This window comes from Desulfobacula sp. (genome assembly GCF_030611305.1).
GTDB lineage: Bacteria > Desulfobacterota > Desulfobacteria > Desulfobacterales > Desulfobacteraceae > Desulfobacula.
In genome coordinates this window covers 1-14350 of the sequence record NZ_JAUWQB010000039.1, presented here as the reverse complement: position 1 = coordinate 14350, position 14350 = coordinate 1, and the positions used below count along the sequence as shown (strand labels likewise).

Annotated in this window: 12 protein-coding genes and 1 pseudogene; 12 read left to right on the top strand and 1 reads right to left on the bottom strand. The window is 45.2% G+C overall.

Translation table 11 applies throughout. The features are described 5' to 3' along the window. Positions 1-8: 8 nt before the first annotated feature. From QAI40_RS09235 to QAI40_RS09205, 7 genes and pseudogenes are all read left to right on the top strand, one after another. Positions 9-1844: an aldehyde ferredoxin oxidoreductase family protein gene (locus tag QAI40_RS09235; RefSeq protein ID WP_299983214.1), complete on the top strand. Its 1836-nt coding sequence runs from the start codon at positions 9-11 to the stop codon at positions 1842-1844. Between the two features lie 426 nt (positions 1845-2270). Continuing rightward, positions 2271-2723 (top strand): MarR family winged helix-turn-helix transcriptional regulator, encoded by a 453-nt coding sequence (locus QAI40_RS09230; protein WP_299983212.1) that lies wholly within the window; start codon positions 2271-2273, stop codon positions 2721-2723. Continuing rightward, on the top strand, positions 2720-3763 hold the full coding sequence (locus tag QAI40_RS09225) for a 2-hydroxyacyl-CoA dehydratase subunit D (protein WP_299983210.1): 1044 nt from the start codon (positions 2720-2722) through the stop codon (positions 3761-3763). Before QAI40_RS09230 ends, QAI40_RS09225 begins: the two co-directional genes overlap by 4 nt. 1 nt (position 3764) lies before the next feature. Next, positions 3765-4973: pseudogene (locus QAI40_RS09220) on the top strand (2-hydroxyacyl-CoA dehydratase subunit D). A gap of 38 nt (positions 4974-5011) precedes the next feature. Further along, positions 5012-5803 (top strand): acyl-CoA dehydratase activase, encoded by a 792-nt coding sequence (locus QAI40_RS09215; RefSeq protein ID WP_299983206.1) that lies wholly within the window; start codon positions 5012-5014, stop codon positions 5801-5803. 100 nt (positions 5804-5903) lie between these two features. Then, positions 5904-6296: a NifB/NifX family molybdenum-iron cluster-binding protein gene (locus tag QAI40_RS09210; RefSeq protein WP_299983204.1), complete on the top strand. Its 393-nt coding sequence runs from the start codon at positions 5904-5906 to the stop codon at positions 6294-6296. A gap of 42 nt (positions 6297-6338) precedes the next feature. After that, positions 6339-7064, top strand: a complete 726-nt coding sequence (locus tag QAI40_RS09205) for a GAF and ANTAR domain-containing protein (protein ID WP_299983202.1) — start codon at positions 6339-6341, stop codon at positions 7062-7064. 1 nt (position 7065) lies between these two features. Here the strand turns inward: QAI40_RS09205 and QAI40_RS09200 are convergent, their stop codons facing one another. Further along, positions 7066-8787 carry a DEAD/DEAH box helicase gene (locus QAI40_RS09200; RefSeq protein WP_299983200.1) on the bottom strand — a complete coding sequence of 574 codons (1722 nt, stop codon included), beginning with the start codon at positions 8785-8787 and terminating at the stop codon, positions 7066-7068. Between the two features lie 253 nt (positions 8788-9040). Between QAI40_RS09200 and QAI40_RS09195 the strand changes: the two genes are divergently transcribed. From QAI40_RS09195 to QAI40_RS09175, 5 genes are all read left to right on the top strand, one after another. Next, complete coding sequence (locus tag QAI40_RS09195) at positions 9041-9445, top strand: hydrogenase iron-sulfur subunit (RefSeq protein WP_299983198.1); 405 nt, start codon at positions 9041-9043, stop codon at positions 9443-9445. Positions 9446-9623: 178 nt separating this feature from the next. Continuing rightward, positions 9624-10292 (top strand): methylenetetrahydrofolate reductase C-terminal domain-containing protein, encoded by a 669-nt coding sequence (locus QAI40_RS09190; protein WP_299983196.1) that lies wholly within the window; start codon positions 9624-9626, stop codon positions 10290-10292. Further along, positions 10289-11197 carry a methylenetetrahydrofolate reductase gene (locus tag QAI40_RS09185; protein ID WP_304511593.1) on the top strand — a complete coding sequence of 303 codons (909 nt, stop codon included), beginning with the start codon at positions 10289-10291 and terminating at the stop codon, positions 11195-11197. Before QAI40_RS09190 ends, QAI40_RS09185 begins: the two co-directional genes overlap by 4 nt. A 20-nt stretch (positions 11198-11217) precedes the next feature. Continuing rightward, complete coding sequence (locus QAI40_RS09180; RefSeq protein WP_299983192.1) at positions 11218-12636, top strand: glutamate synthase-related protein; 1419 nt, start codon at positions 11218-11220, stop codon at positions 12634-12636. A 3-nt stretch (positions 12637-12639) separates the two neighbouring features. Next, positions 12640-14184 (top strand): glutamate synthase-related protein, encoded by a 1545-nt coding sequence (locus QAI40_RS09175; RefSeq protein WP_299983191.1) that lies wholly within the window; start codon positions 12640-12642, stop codon positions 14182-14184. Positions 14185-14350 lie beyond the last annotated feature (166 nt).

Here is a 14350-nt window from a genome sequence, read left to right as displayed (position 1 = left end):
TATTTTATATGCTTGACTATGGTTATGCCAATAAAATTCTTCGCGTAGATTTAAGTCAGAAATCATGTATTGCAGAAGATTTAGATTCAACTTTAATCAAAAATTACCTCGGTGGTGCTGGTTTTGGAGCCTGGTACCTGAATCATGAAAATCCAGATAATACCGAATGGTTTGATCCTGAAAACCGGTTGGTCATGGGAGTTGGTCCTATGAGCTACACCCCGATTCACGGTTCCGGGACAGTTTGTTTTGTTACCAAAGGCCCCATGACGAATCTGGCAGTTTCAACACAAGCTAACGGATTTGGTGGTGCATGGCTAAAATCCTGCGGCTACGATGCCGTTGTTATCCATGGACAGGCAAAAAAATGGTCGTACTTGTTTATAAGCAATAAAACCGTTGAGATCCGTGATGCAGACAGCCTGATTGGTGCAGATGCGTTAGATACCCAGACGATGCTAAAAAAAGAACTCGGTCTTTCAAAAGGAGCAAGCGTATACTGTATTGGACCGGGAGGTGAAAATAAGGTGCACTTTTCTGTCATTGTTGGTGATGGCACCCATGTAGCCTCTAAAGGCGGGGTTGGCGCGGTCATGGGTGCCAAGCGGTTAAAGGCTATCGTAATCTGCCGGGGCAGTTTTAAACCAAAAATCCACGACAAACCCCGGCTCATTTCTTTATCCAGGCAATTGCACGAAGGAGCGACCCGAACCTTTCTTAATGGATCACGACACAAATGGGGTACTAACGGAACCTTTTCCAGTTTGCATAAGGTCGGGGCTCTGCCGGTCAAAAACTTTACTACAAACATTTTCCCCGAACATGGAAAAATGGACGGCAGATACATCCGAGAGCGATTTACTGCCATTCGCCGCGCAACCTGCTATAGCTGCGCGATCAACCACACATTCGAACATATTGTAACAGAGGGACCGTTTAAGGGTTTTGTGGCCGAGGAACCTGAATATGAAGCATTTGCAGCATTCGGACCCCAGATTGGTCAGACAGATGCCGGAGCTGTATACTTTCTCACCGATCTTGCCGATCGACTTGGATTAGACATCAACGAGTCGGGCTGGATTTTAGGATGGCTCATGGAATGCTCCGAAAAGGGAATTTTAACATCTTCCGATTTAGACGGTATTAATCTAACCTGGGGTGATGTAAAAGCAGTGGAGATATTACTCCGTAAAATTGCATTTCAAAAAGGATGTGGAAAGCTTTTATCAGACGGCGTGCGCCTGGCCGCAGCAAGGGTTGGCGGAGAGGCCGTATCCATAGCTATCTGTACAAAAAAAGGTGCCACACCACGGGGGCATGATCACCGAGCCAGATGGCACGAATTAACAGACACTTGCCTGGCTAACACCAGTTCGATTGAGGCCACATTCGTAGGCGTTCGGCCCCACCTGCTGGATATGCCGCCCGTCCATGATGCCTTTTCGCCCTGGGAAGTCCCGGTTGTTAACGCCCGCCAGAACGGCTGGGCTATGATTGAAGACTGCCTCGGGGCATGCCGCTTTAACTTGAACTATCCCAAAATGGTTGTCGAAGCTGTCAATGCGATAACAAACGATGATAGAACACTGAAAGACATGCTAACTATAGGCAGGCGTATCGTCAATACCCTGCGGGTGTTCAATATCCGCAACGGCCTGACTCCAGATATGGAGGCGCCAAGCCCCCGTTACGGGTCCGCTCCGGTGGACGGCCCGGCAAAAGGGCGCAGGATTCTGGATCACTGGGATCTTATGCGCAAGCTTTACTACAAGCAAATGGGCTGGGACACAAAAACCGGCAGTCCTCTGCCTGATACTTTGAAAGAACTGGGGATAAAAACATAGGCGATAAGATTTCGATCTGACACATAGGGGTATATTACCAGAGACGGTGATGAAGTCATCATCAACTCTCTGATTGCAGGTGGGTAACCATTCAAAACCCCAGAAAACGATTGCTGGAATATATGATAGCATTATGAATTTGACATTGGCATTGTTTGCAGATAATGCGAACAATGCTGAAACAAGGACAACACTCCAGCCTTTCACTAAGAAAGAATTCGTTGAAAGTCTGCTGATAACACCCTGTATAAACTCCAAATGTTTTATTTACTATCCATTTCTGAAAATTCAGTATGGAAGAGATCTTGTAACCCTCCCCATATATAGTTCTATAGGATCAAACATGAATTCTGAATTTAGTTCTTGACAATATATTACTCATGCGTAATATACTCGAACAAATATAATATATATGAGAGGTAAAAAATGAATTTGCCGCTTCCACCCGACTGCCCGTATTATTTGCTTTCCAGGGCTACACTTGCCGTAACATCCCATTTAAAAAAAGGATTTGCCGATGAAGGGATCAGCACAATAAGGCCGGCCTATCTTGGTGTTCTGCTCTCCTTGTGGGATAAAGACGGGCTTAAGGCAAACGAACTTGGCAAGAGGGCAGGCCTTGAACCTTCCACCATGACAGGGCTTTTAGACCGCATGGAAAGAGACGGCCTGGTAAGACGGGCGCCCGACCCCAACGACAGGAGAGCAAACAGAATTCACTTGACACAAGGAGGCGTTGATGCCGAAGTTTCCGCAACAAAAGTCGTATCAGCCACCCTTGAAAAAGTCTTCTGCACTATTTCGGAAAAGAATATTGAAACCACGAAAAACGTACTGCGCACCATTCTTTTGAATTGCGGCAAGGAGAAATTAAAATGAATAAAAAAATCGGGTTTACCTGCGCCTATACACCGGTCCCTTTAATTGAAGCGGCCGGGTTTTCCCCTTTCAGGATTTTTCCTGAATCAAAGGCACCTGACCAGGCAGGACACCTGCTTCACGACAATTTGTGCCCCCATGTCAAAAAAGTGCTTGACCGGGCCCTTGCAGATGATCTGCCAGAACTTGAAGGGATGGTTTTTATCAATTCCTGTGATTCCATGCGGCGGCTTGCCGATGCCTGGCATGAGGCAAAACCTGATGACCCAATTATCCTGCTGGACCTTCCTTCCGGAATAAACAGCTTAAGCCTTGATTTTCTTTCAAAAGAGTATGAACGCCTGGCAAAAACCCTTTTCAAATGGAACAATGAACCCTTTTCTACGGAAAAAATAAAAGATGAAATCGCCAAATGGAACCTTCTTGCTGCCTCGGTTAAAAAAATTGAAGGAATAATGTCCCGGAATTATTTTCCAGGGATTGCTTCCGGACTTCAAGAAATCATCAATACAGCAGCGACAGATTCAACAGACAAGGCACTTGTAATGGCACAAAACAAAATTGAACCTGAAAAACCTGCCAAGGGTGGGCAATCGCCTGTTTTTGTTTTTGGGAATCTTTTGTTTGATCCAAAGGTGTATGATCTTTTTGAAGAATGGAACATGCATGTGACTGCCAGTGATTTTTGCACCACTTCACGATTTGTCACACAAGTGGACACCAAGGCAGACGATAATATCTTCAGATCTATGGCAATTTCATATATGGAGCAGACACCTTGTGCAAGAACCATGGACACCACAAAGCCCGGCAACATCGCCCAAAAAATTGTTCAACGGGCAAAAGAAAGTAATGCAAAAGGAGTTATCGTGTTTACCTTAAAATTCTGCGATCCCTATCTTGCCAGAATTCCCATGATCAGGCAGGCTCTCCAGAAAGAATCCATTCCCTTCCTTATGCTGGAAGGAGACTGCACCATGGGATCTATGGGACAGCAGCAGACAAGAATTGAAGCGTTTACAGAAATGCTGGGGGTGTAATATGATGTACGATCATTTTGACAATGCAGTAAAAGGAATAACAGATAAACTAAACCAGGACCCGGAAGGCATCAATGCCCGGAAAAAATATGTACTGGAACTGTCCAAACTGGGGAAAAAACTTTATTCCAAAGATGAGAATATTGCATGGTGCGGTGTGACCGCTCCTTTTGATCTTCTCGGTTCCATGGATGTCACCTCCTGTTTTGTCGAATTTGTCGGTGCCCTGCTCTCCTCCACCCAGACGGCAGGTTATTTTTTTGAAGAAGCGGAAGATTCAGGGTTTGCAACAGATTCCTGCGCTTATCACCGGGCAGTCATGGGAGCAGTATTAAAAAACGCCATGCCTGAGCCTGATTTTATCATAGGGACCAGCAGCCCCTGCACAGCCGGTCTCGCCATTTTGGAAAATTTTGCACACCAGTATAAAAAAGACTTTTTCCTTTTAAATGTGCCCCAGAACTATACACAGGATGCGATAAAATATCTGTCATCCCAGCTTGAAGAGATGGTTCGCTTTGTGTCTGATCATACAAAAAGGCCATTGTCAAAACAAAAGCTCGGCATTGCCCTGGAAAATTTCAACACCTCAAGCACACTCCTAAAAGAAATTTATGATCTTACCAAAACAAAACCATCGCCTGTTGACAATAATATTTTAAAGGATTTCGGTACGGTCATAACCCTTTTGATGGGGTCGCAAGAAGGTATTGATATCTGCCAGGCATTTAAAGATGAATTGAATCACAGAATTAAAACCCGCCGGCATCATGACTCAAAAGAAAAAATAAGGCTGATGTGGATACAGAACAGAATTCAATATCCCTTTCCCATCAATGAGATGCTCGAGGACCTGGGTGCTGTGATTGTTGTGGATGAACTCAATGATGTTACCTGGGAACCAATGGATCCGGACAATCCTTTTGAGAGCATTGCAAAGAGAATGATTTCAATTCCCTTCAGCATGAACGCATCTGAACGGATTAAACACTTACAGGACCTTGCCTGTGCATACCGGATTGACGGGGCCATTAACCCCTGTCACTAGGGATGCCGCCAGGGAACAGGCATAAGAGGTCTGATTTCAAAAGGGCTGAAAGACATCAATGTGCCTGTGCTGAATCTTGAAATCGATTGTGTGGATTCAAGAAATCTTGCCAAAGGCCAGATAGAAACCCGGATAGAAGCCTTTTTGGAAATGCTTTCTTAGAGAAATTTATTTTAAACTTTGATTAAGGAGAAAATGTAATGATTTTCCTTGGTATTGATATCGGCAGTCTTTCCTGTGATGCAGTATTGATTGATGAAGAAAAAAACATATTGGCCTCATCGGTAATTCTCACCGGAGCGAAAAACATCGAGTCCATTGCCCGTGCGAAAAAGAACGTCCTTGATGCAGCAGGAATTATGGAGAAGGATATCCGATCCATTATTTCCACCGGATATGGCAGGGCCCGGGTCAAAGAAAAAGACGCTGCAGTCACTGAGATCACCTGTCATGCGAAGGGGATAAAACATGTGATCCCTGAGACACGGATTCTCATTGATATCGGGGGACAGGACAGCAAAGTAATGCGCCTTGATCCGGACGGGAATGTGGTGGATTTTGCCATGAATGATAAATGTGCTGCAGGAACCGGCAGATTTCTGGAAGCCATGGCAAGGGCTCTGGAGGTGGATATTACCGAATTGGGAGACCTGGATAAAGGAGCGACAAGTGACCTTGTTCTCAGCAGTATGTGTACGGTATTTGCTGAAAGTGAAGTCATCTCACTGATTGCCTGCGGTACCGAGCAAAAAGAGATTGCAAAAGGACTTAACCGGTCCATTGCAGCAAGGACCAATTCCCTTGTCAAACGGGTGGCCAAAAATATTGATGGCCTTACCGTCTCCATGTCCGGCGGTGTGGCACGGAACAAGGGTGTGGTAAAAGCCATTTCAGAAAGCATGAACCTTGAAAAAATAAATACCCCTGAAACTCCGGATATCATAGGCGCCCTGGGTGCAGCAATTATTGCCTTTGAAAAAATTCACGGGTAAAAAAATTTTACTTGTCATTACAAAATAAATCCTTATCTTTTAAACCGGTTTTTTGGTATAAGAGAGTTAATATATTGATCATTTTTTTTGGAGGGATGTAATGAAGGTAGCCTTTCCTGTTAAAGAAAACAACGGGCTGGCGAGCATCATCGATGACCATTTTGGTGTTGCCGAAAATTTTTTAATTGTGGATCTGGAAACCCGGAAACTTGAATTCAAGGAAAACCGGAAACTTTCAGATGAAGGGTCTACGTGTAAAACCGGGATATTCAAAAAAAAGGATCTGGTCGATGCAGTTGTTACCAGATGCATGGGAGACGGGTCCCAAAGAAGTCTTATGTCATCAAATATAAAGGTTTATCAGGCTCGGAAAAATACCATTCTGGAAAATCTGGAGCTTTTTGAGAAAGATGAACTCAAGCTGTTCCATATATTTGACTTCTGTCAGATAAAAAAGAACAAAAAGGAAGGCGGCTGCGGACACCATCATTGATATTGTCATATGATAATGATTTCTAAATAATATGGGAGTGTTATGGAAAAACTGGACCCGACATATGACAGGTATATAAAAGCATTAACCGATATCAGCCGGGCAATCACCTCGGACCTGTTTATTGAGGACCTGTTAAAGCTGATTGTCATGGTAACCGCCAAGGTTACCGGTGTTGAAATCTGTTCCTTATGGATCGTCGATGAGGAGGAAAAACCGCCCAAAATACGCCTTAAGGCAACCCAGTCCATTTCACCGGATTATATCAAGGACCGGGAACTTGATTTAAATGAAGGCGTTGTGGGGTATGTGGTGACCCACAAAAAGCCTTTGATCCTAAAGGATGTTTTAAAAAGCCAGCGATTCAAAGAAAAAGAAATGGCCAAAAAACTGGGTCTGGTCTCCATGGTCGGGATTCCTTTAAAAACAAAAGACGAAAAAGTCATCGGGGTCTTAAACTGTTTTACATCCGAGCCCTATGACTTTCCCGATACGGAAGTCAATCTTTTAAGGGCTATTGCCAATCAATCCGCTATCGCCATTGTTAATACGGAACTTATGGTTAAAACCAAAGTGATTCAGGAGGAATTGGAAGCCCGAAAAAAGATAGAACAGGCCAAGGAAATTCTCATGCACAACCGTAGAATGACCGGTAATGAAGCCTATGGCTGGATACGAAAAAAAAGCATGGACTCAAGAAAATCTATCCGTGAAGTGGCGGAAGCGGTAATCCTCTCCAGTGAAATCTTTAATGATGAGTCGTCTTAGTTCAGGCGTACTTTGAAATCTCCATCTTCTGGGATCTCACCCAGGTTTTTTTCAACAGCGAGAAAACTTCCTTTGGCATGCCGTACGGAAGATCCACAAGGGAAAATTCCTGGTTGATATCAATGTTTCCGATATATTTGCCGTCAAGACCGGCTTCATTTGAAATGGCCCCCACAATATTTCCTGCCCGGACCCCGTGGCGGTGGCCCACCTCAATTCGGTACCGCTCCATGCCCTGTTCCGGAGGGATGACACTATCCTCCTTTAACGAAGATATTTTTTCCATCTGTTTGGGTTTTTGCTTTTTTACAGACAGATGCTTTTTATCAGAAAAATTTTTCCGGACCGACCGGTCTTTCCCGGCTGTTTTGATTTTTGTCTTTTTCTCATTTTTTTTGGGTGACAATAAGAAGGGAGTGTCCCCATGAGCCAGTTTAGCAAGGGCCGCCGCAACCTGCGTTACAGGGATATCCTGTTCCTTGGCATAGGTCTCAATCAAATCCTGAAAAACACTTAAGTCTTCCGATGCCAGGGCCTGTGTGATGGATAGTTTAAAGTCAGTCACACGTTTTTTGTTGATGACCTTGTTGGAGGGCAGGGAGATTTCCTTGATATTATGTTTGGTGGCCCGTTCTATAACTTTAAGCATCCAGCGTTCGTTCCTGTTCACGAACAGGATGGCTTCCCCTGTGCGGCCGGCCCTGCCCGTTCTGCCGATTCTGTGGACATAGGGATCCACCTTGGAGGGCATGTCATAATTAATCACATGGGAGATCCGGTCCACATCCAGGCCCCGGGCAGCGACATCCGTAGCCACCAGGATATCGATATACCCGTTTTTCAACCGGTTGACAGTTCGCTCTCTGGCATTCTGGGCAATATCTCCATTCAGGGCCTCTGCCTTGAATCCTTTGTTCTCAAGGACTTTTGCCACATCAAGGGTGGCGGTTTTGGTTTTGGTAAACACGATCACCCCATCAAAGGAGATACCCTCCAGGATCTGTGTCAGGGCCTGGGTTTTTTTAATACCGTTGACCATCCAGTATTGCTGGTTGATGGTTTTAAGCTCTGTGGTGTCTGGTTTGACTATGATTTCTTTTGGGGTGGTCAAATATTTTTGGGCAATTTTCCTAATGGGCATGGGCATGGTGGCTGAAAATAGAGCGGTCTGTGAATCATCCGGTGTTCTGTCCAGGATCCACTCCACATCATCAATAAAGCCCATGTGAAGCATTTCATCGGCCTCATCTATAACCACGCAGGAAAGATCTGCAAAGGAGACGGTTTTTTTCCGCATATGATCCATGAGCCGACCGGGCGTTCCCACTACCACATGGACACCCCGCTTGAGTTGGTTCAACTGGATCCCGTAACTCTGGCCCCCATATACAGATAATACGTTCAGCCCTCTCATCTTTGCCCCATATGTTTTAAAGGACTCGGCCACCTGGATGGCCAGCTCCCGGGTGGGGGTCAGCACCAACACCTGGGGCCGTTTATTGTCAAGGTCAATCCGGGACAGCAGGGGCATTGCAAAGGCGGCTGTCTTGCCAGTACCGGTCCTTGCCTGTCCTATCATATCCTTTCCCTGGATCAGATGGGGAATAGTCAAAGTCTGGATCGGTGTGGGGGTGTCATAGCCCACATCCTGCAATACAGAGAATACAGCAGGGCTCAGGTTCATTTCGTCAAACCGGGTCTTGGGTAAAATTTTCTGGGACATAGGGTTCCTTATAAAAAAAAAGGCCGGGATCACCGACCAGGGAAATCAAAAAATGAGATAGTACACGAGTTTATTAGATTGGGCAAGGGATAATTTTTTTATAAAAAAATACTTGACTGTTTAAAAAATAAAATTTAGTCTTAAACATCCGCTGAATACAATGGCGTATTAGCAGAATTAGAAGAAAACAAAGGTGTTTTCCCAAATATTACTGGGCGAATGCCTTTTTTTATTTTAATTTTGGGAAGAAAAAATGAAAATTAACAACGCACCAAAACTTACGCTGTTTCATTGTTTAAATTCTTTTGAAGAAACGAATTCAATGTTTGACGGTTGTACGATTAAAACCGTTAAGATGGCTTGCTCCTCAATGACAAAGGATATCCACCTTTTAAAGGCCTTTGAATCAGGCGCCGATGCAGTCCTTGTGCTGGTCTGCCAGGAAAAGGATTGTCGGTATGCTGAAGGCAGTATACGGGCAAAAAAACGGGTTGATTATGTAAAAACCATCCTGGATGATATTGGGATGGATGGCAGACGATTGAACATATTCAACACCACCGCAAAAGACAGCGGGCCGATTAAAGATATTATAAAAACCACGATATCGGAGCTTGAAACGATCGGCCCGAATCCTGCTTTAAATCATTTTAATTAATACCATCCTCATTGATGTTATTATAAAAAGCCCGGGTTTGAAGCAAGGCTATGTTTTTTAAATTTTTGATTTCATTGTTTGAACACTCCCCTGTTCAATGAAACCAAAGATATATTAAAACTTAGCCTTGCTTTAATCTGATCTTTTTCTCAACCACGTCCAAAAAATGGAGTACAAAATGATAACCGCCAGTCAAAAACCCATAAATGAAATTATTGAACTTGTGGAACCTTATAAAAAGCTTTTAATTCTAGGTTGTGGCACCTGTGTAAAAACATGCTTTGCCGGTGGTGAAGATGAGGTTGCAGTCCTCGCATCCGTCCTCAGGCTCAGTTTTAAAAAAATGGCCCGCCCCATTGAAATAGAAGAGCTGACCATTGAGCGTCAGTGTGAAAATGAATTTATCCAGGAAGCATCACCCGGCATTGCCAGGAATGATGCCATCCTTTCCCTTGCCTGTGGTGCCGGTGTTCAGGCCATGGCAAAACGGTTTGCTAAAGAAGTGGTATTGCCCGGTCTGAATACAACATTTATCGGAATCCAGGAAAGTCACGGTGTTTTCACTGAAGAATGTTCTGGTTGCGGAGACTGCAGTCTTGCAACATTCGGAGGCATATGTCCTGTCACCCGATGCGCCAAAAAACTCTTAAACGGTCCCTGCGGCGGTTCCCAGAAGGGCTTTTGTGAAATTGATCCGGATACCCAGTGTGCATGGCACCTGATTATTGAACGGCTTACAACGCTTAAGCAACAAGATAACCTGAAAACCTATATCCCTCCAAAAAACTGGAATACCAGTCTTTCCGGCGGACCAAGAAAACTGATCAGGGAGGACCATATCATATGAAAACTTACAGCCGTCTCCATGAAAAACTAACCAAAGGTAAATTTGTTGTAACAGGAGAATGCGGCCCCCCAAGAGGTGCCAACAAAGACGTGATTGATAAAAAAATCAGGTTGCTGCGAGGATTTGTGGATGCGGTAAATGTCACGGACAACCAGACGGCCATTGTCAGGATGTCCAGTATAGCGGCCTCGGCCCATCTTGTTGCTGCAGGACTGGAACCTGTGATGCAGATGGTGGTTCGAGACAGGAACCGGATTGCCATTCAATCGGATATCATGGGTGCTTATTCTTTAGGGATTAAAAATATTTTATGCCTGTCCGGAGATCACCAGAAATTCGGCAGTCAGCCCGATGCCATGAATGTCTTTGACATCGACTCGGTCAACCTGATCCGGACGGTGAAGGATATGCGCGATTCCGGTAAAGACATGAGCGGGTTTGATCTGGATGTGGCCCCCAAAATGTTTATTGGTGCGGCAGCCAATCCCTTTGCCGATCCCTTTGAATACCGGGTTATCCGGCTTGCTAAAAAGATTGATGCCGGTGCTGATTTTATCCAAACCCAGTGTATCTACAATATGGACCGGTTTAAGGAATGGATCAGACGGGCCAATAATGAAGGCCTGACAGACAAAGTTTACATCCTTGGGGGTATCACCCCGTTAAAATCCGCCGGCATGGCAAGGTACATGAATAATAAGGTTGCCGGTATGGATGTTCCTGAAAGCATTATCAAACGAATGGATGGCGTTGATAAAAAAAGCCGGGCAGATGAAGGTATCAAAATCTGCCTTGAAACCATTGAAGAACTAAAAGAAACAAATGGGGTCCATGGCGTACATATCATGGCCATTGAATGGGAAGAAGTCGTGGGTCAGATCGTGGAACAGGCCGGCCTGAAATAAAATAATAAGGATGGGGAAGTATGCCTCAAAAATATAATATTAAAACCAAGGCTGCACTGCCAAGATTTTATCCTGTTGGTAAATATGCCACCATAGAATTCAGGGAAAACTGTGCCGGAAGCTGCAAAGAGTGTGTAAAGAAAAAATGCGTGTATGACATATTCAAGGACAATTATCTTCATATGAGCAAGATGGAGGAGCCTGAATATCTCTACACCTGCAATTCATGTTTCAGGTGTATTCAGGAATGTACCAAGGGAATTTTCTCCCGGGTAGTCAATCCTGAATATCGGGAAATCGGAGACGAATACTGGACACCTGATGTACTCAGCCGAACCTGGTACCAGGCCCATACCGGAAGCGTTCCGGTATCGGGTGCCGGTTACAGGGGGCCGTTTGTGGGTAAAGGATTTGATTCCATGTGGACGGACATGTCCGAGATTGTCCGGCCCACCCGGGACGGAATCCATGGTCGCGAATATATCAATACCTGTATAGAGCTTTCAAGACGACCGGAAAGACTTTCATTTAATAAGGACGGGTCTCTTGCCATTGAGGTAAAACCCATCCTCGAAATTCCGCTTCCCATTCTGTTCGAGCAGCCGGATTTTGGTGTATTAAGCAAGGAAGTCCTTATCTCCATGCTGAAAGCTGCCCAAACCATCGGAACAAAAATGTTTATCAGTGCGGCGGATGTTTATGAAGATCTGATGCCATTTGGACCCTTTATCATCCCTCTGGTTAAAAAAGATACTTTTCAAAATTATCCAACGCTTCTATCCCGTGTTGACATGGTAGAAATTGAATACGAACCGGGCATTGAAAAAAATTTTGGGGCTTTAAAGGCCATGAATGAAGAGCTTGTAATCAGTGTCGGTATAGGCTTAAGAGCTGATCTTGACTATGCCGGCATCTGTGTTGAACTTTCAAAAGCCGATATCGATACCATCCATGTATACGCAAACAGCCACGGCAGGGAGTTTGAGTCTGACAACCCACGATTTATCAAGGATATGTTAAGGGATATTCATCTGGCATTGATTGATGCCGGCACACGTCAGCAGATCAATATCATTGCATCCGGCGGGATCTGTATGGCCGAGCATGTAAATAAGTCCATTATCTGCGGTGCAGACGGGGTTGCCATTGACCGGCCCCTTCTTATTGCCATGGAATGCCGCCTGTGCGACCGGTGCAGGAATGGTCTGTCCTGTCCTGTTGAACTGGAAAGCATAGATCCTGCATACGGCAGCAACAGAATCACAAATCTCATGAGTGCCTGGCGAAACCAGATGCTTGAAATGCTGGGTGCCATGGGATTAAGGGAAGCCAGACGCCTTCGAGGTGAAGTCGGACGTTCCATGTGGTTTGAGGATCTTGAAAAAGAGAGTTTTGCACCGATTTTTGGTGAACGAAAAGTATCTATAGATGTAGGATAATTTATGAACCAGTTAAAACATCAATTGCCTGAAACCCATGAAACCCCGTCACGGTTTCGCAATACCATAGGCAAATATATCATTAAACGGAATTCAAACTGTATCTCCTGCGGAAAATGCGCAGATATCTGCCCGTACGGGGTTCACGTCATGCCGGATAATCATGCGTCACCCCTAAGGCCGATTGAGCATAAATGCATCGGGTTTGACTGCAAAAAGACTGACCACTATTGCATTGAACACTGCCCGGAAGATGCTCTGGTCCTCAAAGACAATGCTTTGCTGGATACCATGGGAGATTACCGCTGGACACCTGAAATGCTGCTGGGTCATTTTGCCATGGCAGAAACAGGCGATGCGCCCCGTGTGGATCTTGAGTATAATCTTGGCAACTCAGGCGGCGGGTTTGACAAGATGCGGTTTATTGAACCCGACCCTGGTTTAGCCATAGACATCAGTGATGAAGAGATTGATACCAGTATTGACTTGAATAAAACAGGAGACGACCGACCCCGGAAGACCATTTCCATGCCCTGTTACGGCGGCGGAATGTCCTATGGATCAACAGCCTTATCCGTTATTGTCGGACGGGCAAGGGCAGCCAAAAAACTCAATTCTCTCACCTGTACCGGGGAAGGGGGATATCCGCCTGAGTTCCTTCCCTATAAAGAGCATGTTATTACCCAGGTTGCCACAGGGCTCTTCGGTGTCAGGGAAGAGACCATCCAGCAATGCCCGATCATGGAATTTAAATATGCCCAGGGTGCTAAACCCGGCCTTGGCGGCCATCTTCTGGGAGAAAAAGTGACAAAAGCCGTTGCCAGAATGAGGGAAACCATTGTGGGAAGCTCACTTTTTTCACCCTTTCCTTTCCACTCTGTATATTCGGTTGAAGACCATAAAAAGCATGTAGACTGGATGAAGGAAATTAACCATAATGTCCTGTGCTCCATAAAAGTCTCCACACCCACGGATGTGGATATGGTTGCCATAGGCGCCTATTATGCCGGAGCCCATATCATTCATATCGACGGCAGTTACGGCGGTACGGGTGCAGCCCCGGACATTGCCAAAAAAAACATTGCCATGCCCATTGAATATGCCATTCCAAAGGTTCACAAATTCCTGAAGGAAGAAGGCGCCAGGGACAAGGTAACCCTGATTGCCAGCGGCGGTATCAGGAACGGGCTTGATGTGGCAAAGGCTATCGCCCTTGGTGCCGACGGGTGTGTCATTGGAACTGCTGATCTTGTGGCAGTTGAATGTGTCAGATGTGGAAATTGCGAAAGCGGCCGGGGATGTGCCAGAGGAATAGCCACCACAGATCCGGAACTGGGAAATATGATTGACGAAGAATATGTGGAACAGCGTCTTGTCAATATGTATATGGCCTGGCGCAAACAATGGTGCGATATCTTGAGATCCTACGGATTAAAAAGTATTAAAGAACTTCGGGGCCGATCAGACCTTCTGGTGCACCTTGATTATCTGGATGAAGACGACAAAAAAAAATACCAGCCCGCACCCGAGTACAAAATGGTTTTATAATAAGGAATTTCAATAATGATAAAAAATATACTGGCTTCAAGAGGCCGGCTGCCCCACATCAAAACACCGGTGAACAAATGTAATGAAGAAGGCGGCTGCGGGGTAACCGGATTCATGGCCTCCATTCCCATTGCAGGACGTCATATTTACGAACCCTCGGTTCAGA

Bases quoted from the DNA above. Each gene is read 5' to 3' on its own strand.
- QAI40_RS09215 (WP_299983206.1), top strand. From the start codon at position 5,012: ATGATTTTCCTTGGTATTGATATCGGCAGTCTTTCCTGTGATGCAGTA.
- QAI40_RS09230 (WP_299983212.1), top strand. From the start codon at position 2,271: ATGAATTTGCCGCTTCCACCCGACTGCCCGTATTATTTGCTTTCCAGG.
- QAI40_RS09205 (WP_299983202.1), top strand. From the start codon at position 6,339: ATGGAAAAACTGGACCCGACATATGACAGGTATATAAAAGCATTAACC.
- QAI40_RS09235 (WP_299983214.1), top strand. From the start codon at position 9: ATGCTTGACTATGGTTATGCCAATAAAATTCTTCGCGTAGATTTAAGT.
- QAI40_RS09200 (WP_299983200.1), bottom strand. From the start codon at position 8,787: ATGTCCCAGAAAATTTTACCCAAGACCCGGTTTGACGAAATGAACCTG.
- QAI40_RS09195 (WP_299983198.1), top strand. From the start codon at position 9,041: ATGAAAATTAACAACGCACCAAAACTTACGCTGTTTCATTGTTTAAAT.
- QAI40_RS09190 (WP_299983196.1), top strand. From the start codon at position 9,624: ATGATAACCGCCAGTCAAAAACCCATAAATGAAATTATTGAACTTGTG.
- QAI40_RS09175 (WP_299983191.1), top strand. From the start codon at position 12,640: ATGAACCAGTTAAAACATCAATTGCCTGAAACCCATGAAACCCCGTCA.
- QAI40_RS09210 (WP_299983204.1), top strand. From the start codon at position 5,904: ATGAAGGTAGCCTTTCCTGTTAAAGAAAACAACGGGCTGGCGAGCATC.
- QAI40_RS09185 (WP_304511593.1), top strand. From the start codon at position 10,289: ATGAAAACTTACAGCCGTCTCCATGAAAAACTAACCAAAGGTAAATTT.
- QAI40_RS09180 (WP_299983192.1), top strand. From the start codon at position 11,218: ATGCCTCAAAAATATAATATTAAAACCAAGGCTGCACTGCCAAGATTT.
- QAI40_RS09225 (WP_299983210.1), top strand. From the start codon at position 2,720: ATGAATAAAAAAATCGGGTTTACCTGCGCCTATACACCGGTCCCTTTA.